The organism is Prochlorococcus sp. MIT 0701 (assembly GCF_000760295.1).
In the GTDB taxonomy this organism is placed as follows: Bacteria; Cyanobacteriota; Cyanobacteriia; order PCC-6307; family Cyanobiaceae; genus Prochlorococcus.
In genome coordinates this window covers 43,422-65,367 of record NZ_JNBA01000036.1, presented here as the reverse complement: position 1 = coordinate 65,367, position 21,946 = coordinate 43,422, and the positions used below count along the sequence as shown (strand labels likewise).

Sequence of the window (21,946 nt, the reverse complement as noted above, 5' to 3'; positions counted from 1 at the left end):
TTGGTTCAGAAGGCGCCTCCAATGTTGAGCTGACGTTGCTGGCCTTGACTTTTGATGACGGCACCATTGGCGTTGACAGAGTCCAAGCGCCAGTTGCTGCTACCGATGTTCTCTCCGGGTGTTGCGGAGGTGGAGGTTTGCTTCAGCTGAAAGATTGCTGAGCTGCTGCCTTTAGGGCCATGCACGACACCTACCAGGACGGGTACTTCGCTTGCATTGTCCTGAAAGTGACTTGAGTTGCTGGAGAACGTTTCTTCGCGGATGGGAACGATGACAGGCTCCAAGCTTTGGACCCAATCAGGATCAAGCGGAGGTTGGGGAAGGCCTGCCAGCTCAGCGTTTGTGTTTTGGGCGCTAATGCTTGAGCTGTTGCTGGGTCCTTCGGTGGTCGTTCGAGATGCGGCGGGTAACTTTCTGAGCCGCTCCATGACTAGCAAATTTCGTTCTCGGTCAAGCTGGGCTTGGGAGGCCTGCCAGTTGTGAGCTAGCCAGACACTGCTGATTAGCCCCGTAGTGGCAAGACCAGTAAGAGTAAGAGTTTGCCACTGAGGTAGCTTCGCCTTTAGTGATTCGTGGACATGCAGCCTGGCAGGGGTCAGATGTTTGTCTTGCTCGTGGAAGACGCGGTCCATTACCTGTTCAGCTCGTAGGTTCCAGTAGGCCCGCGAGGTGGTGAGCTGAGAGGGCACCGTTGGTTTTCAATGACATCCAACCTTATCGATCGTGACCAGAGGCGGCGAGGGTTCGACGCTTCTGCAGTTCCAGCCAGACCAATAGGGCGGTGAGATCTGCCTTGCTAACACCGGGAATCTGGCTGGCCTGAGCGAAATTGAGTGGCCCTACAGCGGTTAGTTTTTCGCGGGCTTCCTTAGAGAGGGTGCTGATGTTGGCGTAGTCGAGATTTGCAGGCAGGCTTCTTTTGCTCTGCCGCTTCAATTGATCAATTTGTTGTTGCTGTCGTTGTAGGTATCCGCTGTACTTGATATCGATCTCGGCTCCTTCTCGTACACCTAGGGCAAGCTCTGGATCGACTAGGCCATGCTCGATCAGATCAGCACTATGCACGCCAGGACGTCGGAGCAGATCGGCCAGAGTTATGGATCCTTTGATTTTTGCGCCTGTTTGGGCCTCGAGGGCCGGTGCGGCTGGATGGCTGGCTTTGATTCGCTGCTTTTCGAGTCGTTGTTTTTCATTCTCTAGAGCGGTTTGTTTGCTTTGAAACAGCTGCCAACGGCGTGCATCAATCAGGCCCAACTGATAGCCCAGAGGCGTGAGGCGTCGGTCTGCGTTGTCGCCCCGCAAAATCAGGCGGTATTCGCTTCTACTTGTCAGAACCCGGTAAGGCTCGTGTAGGTCCTTCGTCACGAGGTCATCGATCATCGTGCCGATGTAGCTCTCTTCGCGTGGGAAATAAATGGCTGGCTCGCCTTTGATTTGTCTTGCTGCATTGAGGCCTGCGACCAGCCCTTGGGCGGCGGCTTCTTCATAGCCGGTTGTGCCATTCAGTTGCCCAGCAGTGAACAGCCCTTTGACGCGTTTGGTTTCCAATGAAGGACTGAGCTGTGTGGCGGGAAGGTAGTCGTAATCGACTGCATAGGCGGGTCGCAGCATTACGCATTGTTCAAGCCCTGGCAGGGTGCGTAGCAAGTCGAGTTGCAACCGCTCAGGTAGCCCTGTTGAGAATCCCTGCACATAGATCTCTGGAGTGTCGCGACCTTCCGGTTCGAGAAAAATCTGGTGAGAGTCTTTGTCAGCAAAACGGACGATCTTGTCTTCGATTGATGGGCAGTAACGCGGCCCTTTGCTGTCGAGAAAGCCTCCATAGATAGGCGTTAGTTCGAGGTTCTCTTTGATCAGCTGATGGGTTGATGCGGTGGTGCGGGTGATGTGGCAGCTCATCTGTTCACCGCTGACCCAGGCGGTTGGGTCGAAGGAGAAGAAGCGATCAGCGGCATCGCTGGGTTGCTCTTCCAGTTGATCGAGAGCAATGCTGCGTCGATCGACTCTGGCCGGAGTGCCTGTCTTGAGGCGATTGGTTTGGAAGCCAAGTGACTCGAGGGCTTCGGTGAGCCCCTCTGCGGCTTGCTCGCCGGCACGACCTGCCGGCATGGATTGATTGCCAACCCAGATCTGACCACCAAGGAACGTGCCGGTGGTTAGCACGACAGCTTTGGCTCGATACACACTGCCGAAATAGGTTCGAACGCCTGTGATCTGGGCCGCTTGTCCTTGAGCCGGCTCCCAGTGCTCCCCTCCACCTGATGGATCACCTTTGACTTCGAGACCAGTCACCATCGCTTCTCTTAGAGAGAGGTTGGCTGTTTGTTGCAGCAACTGCAGCATCTGGCGCGCATAGAGACGTTTGTCTGTCTGAGCACGAAGCGCCCAGACGGCAGGGCCGCGGCTGGCATTGAGCACACGTTTTTGCAGCGCTGTCGCATCGGCCAGGCGCCCGATGACACCCCCAAGGGCATCCACTTCATGCACGAGTTGACTCTTGGCTGGACCTCCCACTGCGGGGTTGCACGGTTGCCAGGCAATCCGATCGAGGTTGAGGGTGAATAAAGCTGTGGAGAGGCCTAAGCGCGCTGCAGTGATCGCGGCTTCACAACCGGCGTGCCCACCGCCGACGACGATGACGTCGAAGTGTTCGGTAGGGGGAGTACTGAAGGGCATATGGGGCCCGTGAAGTTCTAGAGAACAGTGGAAATCATCAATGTATTGCTGCTTTAGGCCGCCAGGTTGCGGAACCGTGTGAATTGTGGCTCGAACAGCAGTTTTACTGTGCCGACAGGGCCGTTGCGGTGCTTGGTCACGATGACTTCGGTGATGCCGCGGTCGGGGGTTTCTGGGTTGTAGTACTCGTCGCGGTAGATCATCAGCACCAGGTCGGCGTCCTGTTCGATTGAGCCTGACTCGCGCAGGTCGCTGAGCATTGGGCGTTTGTTGGTGCGGGATTCCACCCCACGGCTGAGCTGTGATAAGGCAATCACAGGTACGTTTAGTTCCCTGGCCATGCCCTTAAGGCCACGGGTAATCCGGGAGAGTTCCTGGACACGGTTGTCAGGCGTGGAGCCCTCCATTAGCTGTAGGTAGTCGATCACGATGAGCCCTAGCTCTTTGCCTTGTTCGGCCATCAGTCGCCTGGAGAGAGAACGCATCTCCAGAACGCCTGAATTGGGTTTGTCATCGATGTAGATCGGTAGCTGACCAAGGGTGTTGATGCCCTGGCCCAAAAGAGGCCACTCCTCCTGCCGTAAACGGCCTGTTCTCAGTCGACTGCTCTCAATGCCAACCTCCATTGAGAGCAGTCGATAGGTGAGTTGCTCCTTGCTCATCTCCAGGCTGAACACGCACACAGGCAGGTTGTGGAGTTGGGCTACGTTTTTGGTCAGATTGAGCACCATTGAGGTTTTGCCCATGGCGGGGCGGCCAGCCACAATGATTAGGTCACTGCGCTGCAGCCCCTGGGTCATGGCATCCAGGTCGTAGAAGTTCACTGGGATGCCTGCGACGGACGTGCCCAGTGAGCGGCTTTCGATCTCGTTGAAGGTGCTGGTAAGGATTTCTGCTGTGGGGGTGAGCCCTTTGGATGGTTTTTCCTGGCTAATCGCAAAAATTGTTTGTTCTGCTTTGTCGAGAACCTGTTCCATCGGCAGGCCCTGGTCAAAGCCGAGTTGAATCACTTCGTTTCCTGAGCGAATCAACTGTCGCCGCAGGAATTTGTCCATGACCAAACGGGCCACTTGCTCGATGGATGCAGTGGAGGCGACGCGCTCTACAAGCTCGATTAGACGGTTGCTGCCACCTACCTTCTCCAGGGATCCTGTGTCGGCCAACCAGGCGCTCATTGCTGTGAGGTCGGTGGGCTTGCCCTGGCTGTGAAGCATCAGGGCTGTGCGGAAGATCTCTCGATGGGCGTTGAGATAAAAAGCCTCAGGTTGGAGCACATCGACCACTCTGCCGATGGCATCAGGATCGAGGAGGATCCCTCCTAGAACAGCTTCCTCTGCCTCCAGATTTTGAGGAGGCACGGAGTCTGGCAGGGCTTCAAATCTCGGTTCTCGAGATGTGGCAGAGGCTTTCCTTAAGGGACGGGACCCCTCTGCGGCGGTATCGCCGTTGTTTGGTAGGGGGGCGCTCACCATGGATGAGGAGCTGACGTTATAAGGAGACCCACTTTGGCTTGTTTGGCAAGCCTTGCCAGCAATCAGTAGCTGACGACTTCGAGGTTGATTTCGGCGTTGACTTCATTGTGCAGTTTCACTTGCACCTTGTAGCTACCGGTCCGGTGAATTTCCGGAACGATGATATTGCGGCGGTCGATCTCCTTCTTTGTGGCTGTTTCGATTACTTCAGCGACATCACCATTGGTGACTGTGCCAAACAAGACATCGTCTTCGCCGGTTTGCTTTTTAACGGTGAAACGTCCGATTGTGACCAGAGCGGTTTGGAAGTCCAGGGCTTCCTGCTTGATTGCCGCCTGTTGTTCGGCCTGCTTGGCACGTCGGTGACCGACCTGTTTCATCACGGCTGGGGTCACAGGGACAGCCTTGCCGAAGGGGAGAAGGAAGTTGCGGGCATAACCAGGAGCAACCTCTACCAGGTCGCCGTCCTTGCCGAGGCTGAGGACGTCTTCGTTCAGGACGACTTGTACGCGCTTGGCCATGGCGATAAGAAGACGGACGACGACTGTTGAGCGATCGACAACCTTACGATGTGATCGGTAGCCGGATCTTGCGAGCCAAGCCTAGGGCTCGCATCAGGCGGATGTGCTGCCAGGTGAGGTCGATCTGACCGCGCTGGAGTCCATGAATGGCGGAGTGCGGGAAGGCGTGGTGGTTGTTGTGCCAACCTTCGCCGAAGGTAAGAGCTGCTACCCAAGGGTTGTTGCGGGAGTTATCACCGCTGTCGAAGGCCACAGTCCCCCAGCAGTGAGTGGCGGAATTGACCAGCCAGGTGATGTGATAAACGATCGTTAGGCGCAAGGGGATACCCCACAGCACGAGGGCCCAACCACCAGCTCCACTGACGCTGCCGATCCAGAAGAGCAGACCGGCTAGCGGGAGCTGCAACAGTAGAAAGTACTTGTTAAGCCAGCGGTAATAGGGATCCGCGGCCAGGTCAACAGTGAGGCGTGGCACTACCTGCATGGCTGGAATGGGTTCGAACATCCAGCCCATGTGGCTCCACCAGAAGCCCTTATGACTGTTGTGGTGGTCGGGGTCAGTATCGGAAAACTTGTGGTGGTGACGATGGAGTCCTACCCAGTCGAGTGGACCGTGTTGGCAGCTCAAGGTTCCGCAGGTGGCAAAGAAGCGCTCCAGCCAGTGGGGTACGCGGAACGAGCGGTGTGAGAGCAGACGGTGGTAGCCGATCGTCACCCCGAGGCAGGCCGTGACCCAGTAGAGGACGAGAAGGGTTGTGATCGCTTGCCAGCTCCAGAAACGGGGTAGCAGGGCCAGGATGGATAGGGCATGAATGCCGATCATGAATCCGATCGTTCCCCAGCGTCTTGATTCTTTGGGTGGGCAAATGGCCTTGCTTGTGTAGGGGCGCTGAAGTTTTGAGGAAAGGCTTGAGGCCTTATGCGAAGGTGCAGGTCTGCTTATTGTTGAAGGCGTTGCTATCACTCTGGAGGCCATGAGCGATCTGTCGAATGTGCCTAAACTATACACGATACGGATCCTTATCCAGTGACCAAGCCTGATGTTGAATCTGATTCGGCGACCAGGGGCTATCGCGAGCGCTTGGATGATGGGCGCCGGGCCATGGCTCATCTCATTCATGTCTGGCATGAGCGCAATGGTTGGTCACATAAGGTCTTGCCGGCTCTGGCTGAATGCCTGGATCTTGGCCGGGTGCACAATTCTCAGATCTCTAATCTGCGCAACGGCAAACTCGCTTCACCAGGCCCCGAAGTGTTTCTGGCATTGGGTCAAGCCAACGCCATCCTTCATGCCGGTCTAGAGCCGATTCGTGATCGCTTGGTTGAGGGTCATCCCGACTTACTCAAGGTGCTTTCGGAAAGTTCTCTTCCTCTGGAAGGAGAAGATGGTGAGCCACTCGGAGCTGGCGCTCTGTTTGAGATTTTTGTGGGTCTTGCTGCCTTGCCTTCGGGCTTTGATTGGCGAATTGAAGAAGATGAGGCCGCAGCTCTTAGTGCTGCTTTGGCTGATTGTCTATGCAATGGAAAATCTTGGCGTCATTGCCGGGACAAGGTGATGGAGGCTTATCCAGTCACTAAGGCGCATCGAAGGGAACGTTTTGCGGAGGTGATGGCTGGTTTGAGGGATTACAACGCTGAGGAGCTCGATGGTGAATTGCTTGATCTGCACGCAACTCAGGTGGCCTTGGGTGGAGTTAATAGACAGGGAGCAGAGGGGTTCCTGGATGATCTAAGGGCCCGCTCAGAGTTGTTGGTTGATCAGGAAGCCCCGGAAACGTAGCGGGCTTGCTGGACTCGACGAGCCAGGCCAAGACGACGCAACGCCTTCACGTGCTGCCAGGTGATGTCGAATTCAAACCAGCGCAGGCCATGACGGGCGCTGGAGGGATAAGCATGGTGGTTGTTGTGCCAACCCTCGCCGAAGGACAGCACCGCCACCCACCAGCAGTTGCGAGAGAGGTCTGGGCTGTCGAAGTTGCGGTAGCCAAATGCATGGGTCGCCGAGTTCACAAACCAGGTCACGTGGTACACAACCACCAGTCGCAGGGGGATGGCCCAGAGCACTAGGCCAAGTCCTCCACCGTGCACCTGGGCGACTTCCCCGTACCAGTAGAGACCAAGACCGAGAGGGATCTGTAGCAGCAGGAACCAGCGATCAAGCCATCGGAAGAAAGGGTCGGCTAGCAGATCTCCTGCAAAGCGGTCCATGTGATCCAGCGCCGGAATCTCATGCAGCATCCATTCACTGTGGGCCCACCACAGGCCACGGCCAGCGTCGTGGTGGTCATTGGTTTGGTCTGAGTAGCGGTGATGGTGGCGATGCAGAGCCACCCATTCGATGGGGCCACTCTGGCAGGCAAGCGTGGCCATGATTACCAGAATTCTCTCCAGCCAAACGGGTACGACAAAGCTGCGGTGAGCAACAAGTCGATGCAATCCCAAGGTCACCCCGAGCACCGTGGTCCAATAAAGAACGGCAAAAGCGACCAACCCTTGCCAGCTCCAAAAGCGTGGTAGCAGCGCGAAGGTTGCTGCTACATGCATGGCCAGCATGAAACTGGTGGTGCCCCATTTGAGTCGACGTTGTTTGGCTGGCAGCGGCTCACGATGAGCCTTTACAGCAGCCCACAAGCGTTGCTGGCGGTTTGTGGCTGAAGAAACCGGAAGAGGGGAAACCAAGAGGTACTCCTTTGGATGGGTCGGCCGCTTGGCTTGTAAGGCGAGTGGAGCGGGGAGGGCCGAGACATGTTCAAATCTAAAGGAACTATGGAACCGTTTCCAGGGGCCTTGCTCAGCTGTGCATGTTCTTGATGCGTGCTGAGCTATGGCAGTTTTGCCAATGATTTGCGCTGACTGGGTTCGGTGAATTGTGATTTTGTCAATGTTGCTCTCTAGTTCTTAACTCTCGATTTCGTTTGACGTTCAACGAGGATTCAGCATGGGGATGATTGATTCTGACCCCGGATTGTTGTGAAGACATTCCCCGCAGCTGGCTTTGATGAAGTGCTGGTGCAGGCGTGGGCCAGGCGGCACGTCGGTTCTGTCTCTCAGCGCCTTGAGGGGATCGCATGCGAGCGGACGGCTGCCGTAGCGGTTCGCCTTGAGAAGGTTTTGGAGGCTTTCAGCAGCGAACGAGTCGCCACGCAACACTTTGCTTCCATCACTGGTTATGGCCATGGAGATCAGGCCCGGGAGGTGGTTGACCGTGTATTTGCAAGGGTGCTTGGTGCTGAGAAAGCAGCTGTTCGACTCCAGTTTGTGAGTGGTACCCATGCAATTGCGACTGCGTTGTTTGGCGTTCTTCGACCTGGTGACCGACTCTTGTCAGTGACCGGAGAGCCTTACGACACACTTGAAGAAGTGATTGGTCTGCGTGGATCCGGCCAGGGATCCTTAACCGAATTAGGGATCTTTTATGACCAGCTGCCCCTCACTGCCGAGGGGTGTGTGGATATCCCTGCCTTGGAACGAGCCTTGGAGGTGCCAACAAGGATGGTGTTGATTCAGCGCAGCTGTGGCTACAGCTCGCGGTCATCTCTTTCGATCAAAGCTATTGGTGAGTTGTGTCATCGCATCCATAACTCTCAGCCTGGGTGTGTCTGTTTTGTCGACAATTGCTATGGCGAGCTTGTTGAGGATTTGGAGCCCCCAGCAGTTGGTGCTGATCTGATTGCGGGCTCTTTGATCAAAAATCTCGGTGGCACGATTGCTCCAACTGGTGGCTATGTCGCCGGTCGGGCTGATTTGGTGGAGCAGGCTTGCTGCCGGCTCACTGCCCCAGGGATCGGTAGTCAGGGAGGCACTGGCTTTGATCTTTATCGGTTGGTGTTGCAGGGGCTGTTCTTAGCTCCACAAATGGTGGCAGAGGCATTGATCGGAGCTGATTTGGTCGCGGGTGTGTTCGACACTTTGGGCTTTGCAGTGAAGCCCTCTATGGGGGCCTTTCGTAGCGATTTAATTCAGGCGGTACAGCTTGGAGACCCTGAGGTTTTGAAAGTTGTTTGCAGGGCCTTTCAGGCATGTTCACCTGTTGGCGCCTATCTCGATCCTGTGCCGGCAGCGATGCCTGGCTATGCAAGCGATTTGGTGATGGCAGGAGGAACATTTATCGACGGCAGCACCAGTGAGTTTTCTGCAGATGCTCCCTTGCGCCCCCCTTACAACCTCTATGTGCAGGGAGGTACCCATCGCACTCATGTGGAATTGGCACTGATCCGAGCTTTGGTGGCTTTGGTTCGCGCCGGTTTGCTGGATGTACCCCAGACTGGGTGAGCTTTGCCTCGCCAGGCTCGATGGCTTTCCAATTCCCCGACCAATTTCGGTTTGCCGATACCCATGAATACGCCAGCTTGGATGGTGAATTGGTGCGGGTAGGCATCAGTGCCTTTGCTGTTGATCAGTTGGGTGACATTGTGTTTGTGGATTTGCCGGAGGTGGGCGATCTCCTTGATCGCGGCACCACTTTCGGTTCCGTTGAGTCGGTGAAAGCTGTCGAGGATTTGCATGCTCCGATCAGCGGTGAGCTGGTGCGGATTAATGAGTCGGTGCTTTCCAACCCGGATGAACTCCAAAATGATCCTCATGGTGAGGGGTGGCTGCTCTTGGTTCGCCCGGCGGACCCAGCTCAATTGCAGGATCTGATGGACGCAGCCACCTATGCCAACAAGGTGGCTGTCGAATCAATCAACTAAGCACCCTATGAAGTGCGATGGTTCTGGTCCAAATTTTCTAAACTTGTTTCCATCTTGTTGATGAATGTCCCTTGACCCTGCTTGAACAGCGTGCAGTTGAGGCTTCAAGCATTCAGCCGTCACCTTTTCTGGTGAGGCACATTGGGCCCAGCTTTGAAGACCAGCAGCACATGCTGCAGGAGCTTGGGCATTGTGATCTTCAGAGTTTTGTTGCCGCTGTAGTTCCTCCAGACATTCTCGAGACAACGGCACCTAGTCGTTCCCTTCCTGAGGGCTGTGGTGAAGTTCAGGCTATGGAGGAACTGCGTCTCATCGCGGCTGCGAATCGGGTGAGGCGTTCTTTAATTGGGCTTGGCTACTACGGCACAGCAACGCCTGCATTGATTCAGCGTCAGGTGCTTGAAAATCCTGCTTGGTATACCGCTTACACCCCTTATCAGGCTGAGATTTCTCAAGGACGGCTTGAGGCTCTGTTCAACTTTCAGACGCTGATCAGTGAACTCACGGGGTTGCCGATCGCCAATGCTTCCTTGCTTGATGAGGGCACGGCAGCTGCTGAGGCAATGAGCCTCAGCTTTGCGATTTGCAAGCGCCCTCATGCACATCGTTTTCTCGTGGATGCAGAGGTTCTTCCCCAGACTCTTGCTGTGTTGAGAACTCGGGCTGAACCTCTGGGCATTCAGCTCGAGGTAGCCGAGCCGATGACCTTTCAGTTTGATGCTGATGTCTTTGGTGTTTTGCTTCAGTTGCCTGGATGTAGCGGCAGGCTCTGGAATCCCACGACCTCCATTCAGGCTGCTCATGAGGTTGGGGCGCTGGCAACTGTTGCCATTGATCCTCTTGCACAGACTTTGATTGCTCCAGTAGCTGAATTTGGAGCTGATATTGCTGTTGGCAGTGTTCAACGGTTTGGGGTGCCAATGGCCTTTGGGGGCCCACACGCCGCCTTTTTTGCCACCCTTGAGATCTTCAAGCGCCAGGTCCCCGGACGTTTAGTCGGCCAGTCTGTGGATGCGGAGGGTCAACCGGCTTTGCGATTGGCGTTGCAGACCCGGGAGCAACACATCCGCCGAGACAAGGCCACCAGCAATATCTGCACTGCGCAGGTCTTACTGGCTGTGATGGCGTCGTTCTATGCAGTGCACCATGGACCCGATGGGCTCGCTGCAATCGCTAGACGAGTCCTGCTTTTACGGGCTCAACTGGAGAGGGGATTGCAGCAGTTGGGCTATCCAGTCCAGTCGATAGCTCGTTTTGACACTGTTGAGGTGATCTGTCGCGAAGCTCCGGCTGTTCATCAGGCAGCCGCTTTGGCGGGATTCAACCTGCGGGTGCTGCCTTTGGGTGTTGCTCCAGAGGCAGCTCATGGATTTGGGATTAGTTTTGATGAGCTCAGCACCGATCAGGAGCTGAAGTCGATCCTCCAGATTTTGGCTGAGGCTGCAGGTCAGCCTGTGCCAGTTCTCGAAGACCCTGGCAACCCTCACTTTGAGGAGCTTGTTGGCTTGCCGTTGCGCCAGCGACCTTGGTTGCAGCAGCAGGTGTTTCATCGTTATCGCAGCGAAACCGAGTTGCTTCGCTACCTCCAGCGACTGGTGGGCCGCGATCTTTCATTGGTTCACGGGATGATCCCCCTGGGCAGCTGCACCATGAAGCTCAATGCTGCAGCTGAACTGATCCCCATTAGTTGGAGGGAGTTTGCGGCGCTGCATCCTTTTGCTCCTCAGGAGCAGTGTCATGGGTATCAGAGATTGGTTCAGGACCTGGAACATTGGTTTGCAGAAATTACTGGCTTTGCCGGGGTGTCTTTGCAGCCGAATGCCGGCTCTCAGGGGGAATTAGCTGGCTTGTTGGTGATTCGCGCTTGGCATCATTCCCGCGGAGAGCAGCAGAGAGATGTTTGTCTGATTCCCACCAGTGCCCATGGCACCAATCCAGCCACGTGCGTGATGGCCGGTTTGCGGGTGGTGCCTGTGGCTTGTGATGCAGAGGGGAATGTGGATCTCAACGATTTGGCTGGCAAGGCAGAGGCCCATGCTCCTCAGCTGGCAGCCCTGATGGTCACCTATCCCTCAACCCATGGTGTCTTTGAACCGCAGATTCGTGAAATCTGTGAGCTCGTTCATGGTCACGGTGGCCAGGTGTATCTGGACGGCGCCAATCTCAATGCGCAGATCGGTTTTTGTCGTCCTGGGACTTATGGCGCTGATGTTTGTCATATCAATCTGCACAAGACATTTTGTATCCCCCATGGCGGTGGTGGACCAGGGGTTGGTCCTATCGCGGTGTCGGCTCATTTGATGCCCTTCCTTCCAGGTCATCCCCTAGCTGTCTGCGGCGGTGAGCAGGGAATCGGCGCAATTTCGGCTGCGCCATGGGGAAGTGCAGGCATCCTGCCGATCAGCTGGATGTACCTGCGCATGATGGGTGCGGAGGGATTGCGGCAGGCCAGTGCTGTTGCACTGTTATCTGCTAATTACCTAGCCCATCGGTTGCATCCGCATTTCCCGGTGCTGTTTCGGGGTCAAGCAGGGTTGGTTGCCCATGAATGCATCCTCGATCTGCGACCCCTTAAGCGAAGTGCAGGCTTGGAGGTGGATGACATTGCAAAGCGGTTGATGGACTACGGTTTTCATGCCCCAACCGTGAGCTGGCCGGTTGCAGGGACTGTGATGGTGGAACCCACTGAGAGCGAGAGCTTGGAGGAGCTCAACCGCTTCTGCGACGCCATGATTGCCATACGACAAGAAACGGCAGCGATTGAGTCAGGCCAGATGGATCCTCAGAACAACCCGCTGCGACGGGCACCTCACACCTTGGCGGCCGTAACAGCAGAGGTTTGGGATCGTCCATACTCCCGCACCGACGCTGCTTTCCCATTGGCTGAGCAGCGCCAAAGCAAGTTTTGGCCTGCGGTTTCGCGAATTGATAATGCCTATGGCGATCGCAATTTGCTGTGTAGTTGCCCATCGGTTGAGGAGCTTGCTGATAACGCTGTTCTTAAACCTCCCCTGGTCTGAACAGATTAAAGGCAGTAACTTTTCACTGAAAACCGAATTTTTGGTTTTTAATTCAGCACATGTGGCAGTGTTTTGACCATACTGTCCCGCATCTGCACCATCGCTGGGGGGACAGCATGGATAGGGACACTTCATTGAACCAATCAGATCAGTCCTCTAGGGGGGCTGGCTTAAGTCTTCCTACCCTTCCAGACGGATTGGAATCAGCTCTTCTGCAGGGACATACCTTGGCGGTGGATGGTACCAATGTGGTGCGTGTCCCTTTTGGTGTCCGTCAGCCACGCCGTCAACGACCTGAGCGTCCAGAACGATGGGCAACATTGGTGCTGCCATTTCAATCTCAAGGAAACCCCACACCTCCTCCTCATGCTGCCTAATTGATCAGGCAGCATCAACCAGCTTTGTTTGCTGAGAGAGACGCCAATCCAGCATCGACTTGACATCTGTCAAGGAACAGATTGGGGTACGGAACGGCAACAAAAGCATTGGACTGCGTTCAGGTCTAACCAACCATGTTTGGTTGCTTTGTGGCAGGAGCAGAAAACCGCGGTATCGAACAGCAGCGTTTTGGCCAGGCTGAGATCCCATCGCGCCGAGGGCTGTATGCAATGACTTGCGCATTTCAAACCACAACATCTAGCGTGCCAATCTTTTTTTAGATTATCTTTATGATTGCGATTGTGTCTGGCTTTTGTTGCTTCTAGATAGGGCAAGGCTTCTTGCAGGTCAGGCTTTTGCTCTCATTCTTAAGTTAGCAAAACCAGATTTTTTTGCGTTTAAAGCTGTAGAGAGTTTCTTTTATAAGAATCCATATCTAGTGTTCACTAGATTTAGTTTGTTTCGCAGTTCTAGGCCTTCGAACGGTCGTCGAGAAGATCCTTATCGAGGCTGTTGCAACAAAGGTGATTGGTTCGGATGGGATCAAAGCTTGAGAGGTTGCATCTGCATCAGCAGGTGCACTAAGTCTCGAATGGATTCGTCTTTGGCGGGTTTGGCGTGGTTACTCATCAGCTGCCGTCCAAGCACCTGAGCGCCGAGGTGGCTGAGTTGACTGCGCAGGCTCATCGACATGCCCATGCCGCCCCCGCCGGAAAAGCTTGCCATTGCGATTGGCCTGCCGTTGAACAAACTGCGGAAGTCATCTCCTTGCACGGAGAGCCAGGCAACGGCACTTGTGAACACAGGTGGAATCGAGCCGTTGTATTCAGGCGCGCAGATCACCCAGTGTGTGGCCTCCATCAGCTGTTGATGGAGTGGTGCTACACCGTCTGGCATTCCAGCTTCCTTTGCCACAGGTGTGAACAGTGGCAGGCCCAAGCTTGTGAGATCGAGAATCTTGGCTCTGTGGCCCTGATCTTCAGCTTGAGCGGCGATGCGACGGGCTAGTTTTAAATTTTCGCCATTGCTAGCGGCGATGACAAGCAGATCGGGGGGGGGTGATAACGCCATAAACCTGGTCTAACTGAAGAGATGCTGCTCTCACGCAACAAATTTGTACACGCTTTTGCAGCACCTCAGCCAATCTCAGGCCGCTTCTTTGAGTTCGGCTTCTCGGTAAGGCACGAAGTTGGCTTTTCGGGTGCCGCATATGGGGCAGACCCAATCTTCAGGGATTGCTTCAAATGCGGTTCCTGCGGAGATGCCTGACTCGGGATCACCGATGGCTGGGTCATAGATCATCGAGCACACTTTGCAGATCCATTGACCAGCTACGGGTTGATCCGCTTCGCTTACGACGCCCTTGCCTTCCAGTGCTTTGAGGGCAAGGCCGTAACGCTCAGCATGATGTTGCTCGATTGGCACTAAAAAGCCGAAGTTGCTGGCTGCACGACGAAAAAGGTTCGCGTGTTGCTGAGACTCTTCGATCTGTTCGTTGAATTCTGCTTCTGCAGTGCTGTCTCTGTCCTGGCGGGCCTGAGTAGCGAACTCTGGGTACATGGTGGTGTACTCATAGGTTTCACCTTCAATGGCCAGCTCGAGGCAGCGGGTGAGCATCTTCTGCTTGTCAGCATCGTTGAGTGCGGCAGGATCTTCGATTAATAGCTCAGGATGGAGCAAGCGGAAGTGAGCGAAGGCGTGTTCGGTTTCCTGGGCCGCAGTGTCGCGGAAAAGCTTTGCTAATTCATTGTTGCCAAGTTTTTTGGCAACGTCGGCAAAGAAGAGGTATTTACGGTTGGCCATGCTCTCGCCGCCAAAGGCCGCTTCAAGATTGGCGTTGGTGGTGAGATTCATGAATGGAGGGATGCGCAATAATTGGCAGCCTAACTCACAGTCGGTATGAGTTAGGAGGAGCGTATGGGGCCTGTCTGCGCGAGTTTCTCGCAAGGCTGCTTCTTCAGTAGTTCGCCCCGCTGCGGCGCTGATGCACAGCCGTCGTGCCTTCTCGCTCCAGTAGGGCACCATGGCTGATCTCGGCATATAGCAGCCAGTGGTCTCCACATTCCATGCGTTGCTGTACGCATCCTTCAAGCCATGCCAGAGCATTTTTAAGCAGCGGTTGACCTGCGGGACTGGCGTCAAGGTCTAGCCCTGCGAACCGGTCTGAACCAGCTGGAAATGGTTGCAGGAAATGTTTCATCAGGTCGTGTTGCCTTCCTGCTGCCAACACATTGAGAGCGAAGTGGTCGCCCCGATGCAGCAACGCTTCAACGGCTCGGTCTTTGGCGACGGCCACGCTCAGCCCTGGCGGTGAAAAGCTGGCTTGGCTGACCCAGCTTGCGACCATTGCGCCGCTAAGCGCTGTATTCCCCTCACCTTTGCGAGCCGTCAATATGCATAGGGAGCCCACCACCCGACCAAGGGCAAGCACGGCTGGATCGCTACGACTTGCACTCATGCCACTGCTGGCTCGTGGTTGCTGGCGTTGTTGTTGCTTGAGAAGGTCTCGGCCAAAGAGTGTGCCTGTCTCTTCCAGGGTTTTCACCATGGCAGCATCGGGACTGAACTTCACTTTGATTGGCTCGAAACCAAAGGAGAAACCACCATCACGTAGTTTCTTTTCGAGAAGTTCCAATGCCTCTCCACTCCAGCCATAGCTGCCGAATATGCCTACCTTTTTGTTGCGGTCACCTTCGGCTAGCAAGGTTCCTAGGGCCGATACGATTGGTGTTGGTGCATGCCCTCCAAGGGTTGGCGATCCAATTAGGTAGGCATCGGCTTGTTGGATTGCATTCACCAATTCATTCGCAGGTGTGAATTCGCAGTTGAGGCTTTCTACTTGAATACCAGTACTGGAGACTCCTTTTGCGAGTGCGTCAGCAATCGCCGCTGTGTTGCCATAGGCGCTGGCGAAAAGAAGAACGACTTTTAAAGGGGCTTGTTGTTGGCTTTCACCCCAGCGGCGGTAGTCATTCAGCAGGCTTCGCCAGCTCGTTTCTATGGCTGGCCCATGGCATGGGGCGATCGTGCGGATGTCTAGTTCTTCAAGCCGCTCTACTAGGGCATCCACCTGGCTGGCCATTGGAGCCATGAGGCAGTCATAGAAATGCCGACGCTCCTCTTCCGTGCTGATGCGATTGGCTTCTGCCCATTCGCTTGTGCAGAGGTGGGCGGCGAATAGTTTGTCGCTCATCAACAAGCCAAGGCTTTCCTCGAAGGCCAGTAGACCGCCTGGCCAGCGAGCGGTTGGCGCTGGTAGCAACCACAATGCGTGTTCGTTGCTTAGGGAGAGCTTCTGTTCTTGTCGAACAATCTCAATGGATGGAAGAGACGGAAGGGATGACTCTCCCTCTTCCTTGTTGTTGGGTGTTGCTGGTTTGCGTTGTTCCCAAAGCTCTCTGAGCAATTTGGCGCCGGGATTGGAGCTGATTAACTCCAGCTGGGGGTAGGTGTTGGCCAGCTTTTTTAGTAGTGCGACTCGGTTGGGGTTGATGTGACCAACGACCACCTTCAACGTTGTGGTCCCTGAAGGGAGGGCCTTGGCGAGTGCCGGCATGAAAACCTCGGCATAGGCGTCGCCAGGGGGGTGTACCAGGACAGCCGATTGAGGTTGCCCATGTGAGTCATCACCGGCAGAGAAAAGAAAGCTATTGGCAGTACTGCCTCGCTCCAGGGCATATTCCAGCTCAAAGCGCAGACGTTGTGGACTAAGGCCGCGCAAGCTGATCAGGCCCTTTTCGATTGGGAGTGTGATCACCGTTCGCTGCGCAGCAGCAGCAGGCTTGTGGATGGAGGACATCGACATCAGTAGTGGTTTCCTACTTTGCGGTGATGCACAGCTGTTTTGGCTTCAGCATCCGCCACATTGCCTTGTTCTACTAGGGCGTAGATGATCCAGTGATCGGGGGTTTCTAGTCGCTGTTTGACGAGGCAATCCAAGAAGGCCAGCGCATCCACGAGTACGGGACCTCCTTTAGCAACGTTGTTGAGTACATTCACTCCTTCGAAACGATCGGCTCCGGGCGGGAAGCGTTTGAGGAATTGTCTTAGTAAGGGTTGATAGTTGTCTTCTCTTAATACGTTGATCACGAAGCGATCCCCTACTTGCATCAGGGTTTCTATGGCTCTGTCTTTGGCTACTGCGACTGTTAGCCCTGGCGGTGTGAAACTTGCTTGACTCACCCAACTTGCGATCATGGCGCCACGTCGTTGGCTGGACTCTTCATCTTGGCTGGCTGTGACGACATAAAGGCCACCACTCAGGGTACCCATGGCCTTGTCAAGTTCAGTATCTAGGCTTTTCATTGCCGCAATATTTTGTTTTTGGTTGAGTAGTTGTCCAAGGTCGGTACCAGCTTCTTCGAAGCGTTGGTAGAGATTGCCATCAGGAGCTTGCCGCACCCTTAGAGGTTCGAAAGCTTCTTTTTGCCCAAGGCTACGCAGCTGCGCTGCTACTGCATCAATTGGCTCATCATTGCCGCCATAGGCATCGTAAACGGCAACCCATTGCTTTTGATTCAAAGCTGCCAATAGGGTGCCAATTGAACTCTGCAGTTCTGCATCTGGTTGGGATGGCCAGGTTGGTACTACTACTGCTTTTGCTTCACCAATTAATGCGCTCAGTTCTTGGGCATCAGTGGCTCGTAGATCGACTAGTTGTACCTCTCCTTTGGCTTTGCCGATGCCGTGGGCAATGGCTTGGCTGAGCCGGTCGCAAAAGCCGTAATAACTGAGATAACAGATGGCTGCATAGCTTTCTCCCTTGCTTCGTTGGCTGCTCCAGTCGCGATAGTCGTCGACCCAAAGCTTGAGATGATGGCGGAGTAGCGGGCCGTGGCCAACAGCAATTGTGGTGATCTCTGGTAGCTGATCCATGCGCTTCAAAGCCTGGACAACGCTGCGCGCATTGGGTCCCATCAGGCAGTCGTAATAGAAGCGGAAGTCTGGGGCCAGTGCGGAGGGATCTTGGTCGAAGAGTTCATCTGAGCAATAGTGCAGACCAAATGCGTCACAGGTGTAAAGAATCCCTGTGGCGTGGTCGAAAGAGAAGATTGTGTCTGGCCAGTGCAGGTTGGGCGCACTCAGAAATTCGAAGCGGTGAGCAATACCGCTGGTTGGGTTAGTGCCTAGATCCAGTTCTTCGCCGCTTTTGACTTCTCGCGACCGGAAGGGGCGATGCACCTGATCTTGTAGGAACTTGATGGCGACTTTCGAAGCAACGATTTCGATCTCGGGATTGAGATCGATGATCTGGCCCACTAGACCGGAGTGGTCGGGCTCGGTGTGGCTGATGATGAGATAGTCGATCGCTTTTGGATCGATTTGCTCCTTAAGCATCGGTAGCCAGGTGTCCTCAAACTTGAGGTGGTTGGTATCGATCAGTGCTGTCTGGGCACCTCTCACCAGGAAGCTGTTGTAGGTGGTGCCGTTACGGAGGCCGAACTCGATATCAAAGCGGCTGCGGTCCCAATCGAGGGCACGGATTGTGGTGGTGTCGCTAGCGATAGCTGCGCATTGGAGTGACAACCTTGGAGCAGTGCTGGTCGTTGTCATCGTGGTGTCTTTGCTCGCAACGTTCATGGACCCTTTACACCAATGCCAAAACTCTACGGAGGGTGTTCTGAGAACTGTGCTGTCGTTCAGGAGGCGGCAAGGTTGGGCAGCCAATCCACCAGGGGTGGGGCTGCAATGATCAGCACCAAGACAGCGATTTGCAGGCCCACGAAGGGCAGTGCACCCTTATAGATTTCTTGTGTGGTAATGGTTTTAGGGGCTACTCCGCGTAGATAAAAGAGTGCGAAGCCGAAAGGTGGGGTGAGGAAGGAGGTTTGCAAGTTGGCGCCAATGACCACCCCTAGCCAGATCAAGGCCTCGGGTCCAAGGATTTGGCGAGCTGCTGGTAGTAAGAGCGGAACGGCAATAAAGGCGATTTCAAAGAAGTCGATGAAAAAGCCGAGGCCGAAAATTGTGAGCATGCTCACGGCCATAAAACCAACCTTGCCGCCGGGTAGGTTCAGCAAAAGATCGGCAATGAGTTGATCGCCGCCTACTCCGCGAAAGACAAGGCTAAAAGCGGTTGAGCCCAGTAAAATCGCCATCACCATGGCAGTGGTTCGTAGGGTTTCATCGCATACTTTTGAGAGGCTGCTGCGGCTGAACCCTCCATTGAGCGCCGCTAGGACCATGGCGCCAGTGGCACCAAGAACGCCAGCTTCGGTGGGTGTTGCGATCCCAAAGAAGATGCTGCCTAGCACCAATAGGATCAGACCAAGGGGCGGGATGATCACGCGCAGCAGTTGGCCAGGTTGCATGGGGATCAGTTCTGCTGGATTCAGTTGGGGGGCGAGATGAGGTTTTAGGTAGCTGATCACGAGCACATAAGTGGCAAATGCACCAGCCATGAGCACCCCTGGGATCACTGAGCCGAGGAACAGATCTCCTACTGAGACACCCAACTGGTCGCCGAGAACCACCAAGACAATGCTGGGTGGGATGATCTGGCCAAGGGTGCCTGAGGCAGCAATAACCCCCGTGGCGAGCGAGCGGTCGTAGCCCGCTCTCAGCATGGCCGGTAGGGAGATCAGCCCCATGGTGGTGACTGTGGCTGCTACGACTCCGGTCGTGGCAGCGAGGAGCGAGCCCACTAGCACGACGGCTAGGGCCAGGCCACCGCGTAGCTGGCCGAGTAGACGTCCCATGCTCTCGAGTAGTCGCTCTGCAATACCTGATGTCTCGAGCATGGCGCCCATGAACACAAATGCGGGAATGGCCAACAAGGTGAAGTTGGCCATGATCCCCAGGATTCGCTGCGGCAGAGCGGTAACGAACAGTGGATCGATTTCACCAAGAGCCATGCCCAGCAACGCGAAGATCACGGCAATGCCACCGAGGCAGAAGGCCACTGGATAGCCGCTCAATAGGGCGAAAACCAGGGCTATAAACATCCCAGGCCCAAGTGTTGTGGAGGGATCGAAACTGATCACATGGTCGAGTAGTTCAATCTCAATCAAGGGGATCTCCGCCCTGTTCACCTTCAGGGTTGAATGGCCTAAATGTTGGGGCTTTTAGCTTTGCCCAGGCTCGAATGGCTTCGGCGATGCCTTGTAGGGCCAAGAGTAGGAAGCCCAATGGGATGAGGGATTTAACCCAGTAGCGCGGCAGGCCATTGGGGTCGGGTGAGGCTTCGCCGATGCTCCACGACTGCAGGGCGGGTTCGAGAGAGATCAGCATCACTCCCAGGGCAAATGGCAACAGGAAGACCAGGGTGCCAAGCAGCTCCATACGTGCTTGGCGCTTTGCTCCCCAGCGGCTTTGAAGCACATCAACCCGCACATGCCCATGGCGTTGGAGGGTCCAGCCCAGTCCCAGCAGGAACACCAGATCAAAGAGGTACCACTGCCCTTCGATGAGACCGTTGGAGCTGAGATTGTGGCCGATGGACACACCCAGATAGCGCCCCACAACGTTCCAGAGCCCTAATCCCAGCATAATTAACACCGACCAGCGAGCAACGACTGCAAAGGCCTTGTTTAAGGCGTCAAGGCGTTCTGCTAGGTCTAGCCAGCGCCTCATCAACTTCCTTTCAGTTGGTCGTAACTGAAGCGAGCGAATGAGAACTCATTGACGTTGTTCCAGGCGTAAACCTCTTTGCGGAAGCCTTGCCATTGCTGAAGAAGGTTGCGGAAGCTGGCATCTTTCGCGGCGGTATCGCTATAGAGCTGGAAGGCTGCTTCCTGGGCAGCTTTAAGGATGCTTTGGTCATAGGGAACCAGTTCGGTGTTGCCCTTTAAAAGTCTTTGCAGAGCAGCCCCATTGAGGGTGTCGTATCGGCTGAGCATGGTGAGGTTGGCTTCGTAACAGGCGGTGCTGAACATCGCTTGATACTCGCTCGGCAGCTTGCTCCAGGCTTGTTGGTTGACCAGAGCTGTAAGGGTGGGGCCCGGTTCCCACCAGCCTGGGTAGTAGTAAAAGCGCGCGGCCTTGGCTAGGCCCAGCTTTTCGTCATCGTATGGACCGGTCCATTCAGCTGCATCGATTGCGCCACGCTCGAGGGCCAGGTAGATCTCTCCGCCCGGCAAAACCTGCACGTTGACGCCAAGGCTGGCCAGTACCTTGCCACCTAGACCAGGAATGCGCATTTTGAGTCCCTGAAGGGAACTCAGACCTTCGAGTTTGCGCTTGAACCATCCGCCCATTTGTGCTCCGGTGTTTCCGGCGGGAAAGCTGATCACTCCGAAATCGGCATAGAGGTTGTTAATGGCTTCGTTGCCACCTGCTTCGTAGAGCCAAGCGTTCTGTTGTTGTGCGCTAAGGCCAAACGGTACGGAAGTGCCGAAGGCAAAGCTGGGATTTTTGCCGATGTAGTAGTAGCTGGCGGTATGACCGCATTCGACGGAGCCCGCCTGAACCGCATCAAGGACTTCTAGGCCTGGTACGAGCTCACCGGCGGCATAGGGCTTGATTTGGAAGTTGCCGCCGCTTAGTTCATTCACCCGTTGGCTGATTGTTTCGGCCCCGCCGTAAATCGTGTCTAGTGAGGGGGGCCAGCTGGTGGCCATGCGCCAGCGCACCTTCGGCTGGCTGCTCTTACTGCCGCTTTCTTCCTCTCTACGGATTGTGCAGGCACTGAGAATGCCTGCGCCGACGGCTGCTGAGACAGCCGTAGCGCCAGACCCGAGTAGTTTTCGACGTTGCATACAGTTCTCTGGGTCGCTGCGATTTTACGGCGCATCTACAAGTTCAGGGCAACGATGTCAGTTGAATAATTAAGGTTGGGGCTGCTTTTTGGGTTAGGGCTGTTCCTAAAGAGCACGCCTCCACAACATTGAGGCGTGTTTAAAGGGTCTTGTTCGCATCACACGTCGTTCGTCAGCTGAACCGTGGTCGCAATGTGATTCTTGGTTTTTGGCGACGGTGATCTCTCGAATTGCAACGCGCCAGGCCGCTTTTATCTGTTCGCGCGCTCGCCCTTAGGACAAGTGGAAGTGATGGCTCAAGATCCCATAGCAAAATGTTTTGAGCAGTTCATGGTCCAAAACTTTGACAGCAGGATCAGAGACTTTTCGTTGTTGTTTGACAGCTAAGTGTTTTCGGCTCTATTGAGCCCTTGACTTAAGCAATGACCACCAGGGTCAGGTCAGTAATTTTTATATTGATGGCGGCTTTGCCTAAGCTCAACTGTTCAAGTC

Annotated in this window: 19 protein-coding genes; 5 read left to right on the top strand and 14 right to left on the bottom strand. The window is 55.1% G+C overall.

What is annotated here, in order from left to right; translation table 11 throughout:
- Positions 1–5: 5 nt before the first annotated feature.
- From EV12_RS09300 to EV12_RS09280, 5 genes are all read right to left on the bottom strand, one after another.
- Complete coding sequence (locus EV12_RS09300; protein WP_036914808.1) at positions 6–689, bottom strand: pilus assembly protein PilZ; 684 nt, start codon at positions 687–689, stop codon at positions 6–8.
- 25 nt (positions 690–714) lie between these two features.
- Positions 715–2,676, bottom strand: a complete 1,962-nt coding sequence (mnmG, locus tag EV12_RS09295; protein WP_036914807.1) for a tRNA uridine-5-carboxymethylaminomethyl(34) synthesis enzyme MnmG — start codon at positions 2,674–2,676, stop codon at positions 715–717.
- Between the two features lie 53 nt (positions 2,677–2,729).
- Positions 2,730–4,148, bottom strand: a complete 1,419-nt coding sequence (dnaB, locus tag EV12_RS09290) for a replicative DNA helicase (protein ID WP_036914806.1) — start codon at positions 4,146–4,148, stop codon at positions 2,730–2,732.
- Between the two features lie 62 nt (positions 4,149–4,210).
- A complete protein-coding gene (rplI, locus tag EV12_RS09285; protein WP_036914805.1) occupies positions 4,211–4,669 on the bottom strand; it encodes a 50S ribosomal protein L9 in 459 nt (152 codons plus the stop codon).
- A 43-nt stretch (positions 4,670–4,712) separates the two neighbouring features.
- A complete protein-coding gene (locus tag EV12_RS09280) occupies positions 4,713–5,645 on the bottom strand; it encodes an acyl-CoA desaturase (protein WP_036914804.1) in 933 nt (310 codons plus the stop codon).
- Positions 5,646–5,696: 51 nt separating this feature from the next.
- Here EV12_RS09280 and EV12_RS09275 point away from each other — a divergent pair, with 51 nt between their 5' ends.
- The gene (locus EV12_RS09275) at positions 5,697–6,449 is read left to right on the top strand and encodes a hypothetical protein (protein ID WP_036914802.1); all 753 of its coding nucleotides are present in this window, start codon (positions 5,697–5,699) and stop codon (positions 6,447–6,449) included.
- On the opposite strand, the gene EV12_RS09270 is transcribed toward EV12_RS09275, so the two are convergent.
- Positions 6,428–7,348: an acyl-CoA desaturase gene (locus EV12_RS09270; protein ID WP_036914800.1), complete on the bottom strand. Its 921-nt coding sequence runs from the start codon at positions 7,346–7,348 to the stop codon at positions 6,428–6,430. The genes EV12_RS09275 and EV12_RS09270 overlap by 22 nt on opposite strands.
- A 291-nt stretch (positions 7,349–7,639) precedes the next feature.
- Here EV12_RS09270 and EV12_RS09265 point away from each other — a divergent pair, with 291 nt between their 5' ends.
- From EV12_RS09265 to EV12_RS09250, 4 genes are all read left to right on the top strand, one after another.
- Positions 7,640–8,941 (top strand): methionine gamma-lyase family protein, encoded by a 1,302-nt coding sequence (locus EV12_RS09265; RefSeq protein WP_036914798.1) that lies wholly within the window; start codon positions 7,640–7,642, stop codon positions 8,939–8,941.
- Positions 8,942–8,961: 20 nt separating this feature from the next.
- A complete protein-coding gene (gene gcvH / locus EV12_RS09260) occupies positions 8,962–9,360 on the top strand; it encodes a glycine cleavage system protein GcvH (RefSeq protein WP_036914947.1) in 399 nt (132 codons plus the stop codon).
- A 71-nt stretch (positions 9,361–9,431) separates the two neighbouring features.
- The gene (gene gcvP / locus EV12_RS09255) at positions 9,432–12,380 is read left to right on the top strand and encodes an aminomethyl-transferring glycine dehydrogenase (protein WP_036914796.1); all 2,949 of its coding nucleotides are present in this window, start codon (positions 9,432–9,434) and stop codon (positions 12,378–12,380) included.
- Positions 12,381–12,496: 116 nt separating this feature from the next.
- Positions 12,497–12,757 carry a hypothetical protein gene (locus EV12_RS09250; RefSeq protein WP_052039574.1) on the top strand — a complete coding sequence of 87 codons (261 nt, stop codon included), beginning with the start codon at positions 12,497–12,499 and terminating at the stop codon, positions 12,755–12,757.
- 4 nt (positions 12,758–12,761) lie between these two features.
- Here EV12_RS09250 and EV12_RS09245 read toward each other — a convergent pair whose 3' ends face one another.
- The 8 genes from EV12_RS09245 to EV12_RS09210 form a co-directional block, all read right to left on the bottom strand.
- On the bottom strand, positions 12,762–12,968 hold the full coding sequence (locus EV12_RS09245; protein WP_036914945.1) for a hypothetical protein: 207 nt from the start codon (positions 12,966–12,968) through the stop codon (positions 12,762–12,764).
- Positions 12,969–13,301: 333 nt separating this feature from the next.
- Complete coding sequence (locus tag EV12_RS09240; protein ID WP_036914794.1) at positions 13,302–13,829, bottom strand: NADPH-dependent FMN reductase; 528 nt, start codon at positions 13,827–13,829, stop codon at positions 13,302–13,304.
- Between the two features lie 75 nt (positions 13,830–13,904).
- The gene (locus tag EV12_RS09235) at positions 13,905–14,612 is read right to left on the bottom strand and encodes a rubrerythrin family protein (protein ID WP_036914792.1); all 708 of its coding nucleotides are present in this window, start codon (positions 14,610–14,612) and stop codon (positions 13,905–13,907) included.
- Between the two features lie 103 nt (positions 14,613–14,715).
- The gene (locus tag EV12_RS09230) at positions 14,716–16,563 is read right to left on the bottom strand and encodes a diflavin flavoprotein (protein WP_036914790.1); all 1,848 of its coding nucleotides are present in this window, start codon (positions 16,561–16,563) and stop codon (positions 14,716–14,718) included.
- A complete protein-coding gene (locus tag EV12_RS09225) occupies positions 16,563–18,338 on the bottom strand; it encodes a diflavin flavoprotein (RefSeq protein WP_193742205.1) in 1,776 nt (591 codons plus the stop codon). Before EV12_RS09225 ends, EV12_RS09230 begins: the two co-directional genes overlap by 1 nt.
- Positions 18,339–18,397: 59 nt before the next feature.
- Positions 18,398–19,768: a TRAP transporter large permease gene (locus tag EV12_RS09220; RefSeq protein ID WP_036914788.1), complete on the bottom strand. Its 1,371-nt coding sequence runs from the start codon at positions 19,766–19,768 to the stop codon at positions 18,398–18,400.
- Positions 19,761–20,330: a TRAP transporter small permease subunit gene (locus tag EV12_RS09215; protein WP_036914786.1), complete on the bottom strand. Its 570-nt coding sequence runs from the start codon at positions 20,328–20,330 to the stop codon at positions 19,761–19,763. Before EV12_RS09215 ends, EV12_RS09220 begins: the two co-directional genes overlap by 8 nt.
- Complete coding sequence (locus tag EV12_RS09210) at positions 20,330–21,454, bottom strand: TRAP transporter substrate-binding protein (protein ID WP_036914784.1); 1,125 nt, start codon at positions 21,452–21,454, stop codon at positions 20,330–20,332. The genes EV12_RS09215 and EV12_RS09210 overlap by 1 nt, the downstream gene beginning before the upstream one ends.
- Between the last annotated feature and the right edge of the window lie 492 nt (positions 21,455–21,946).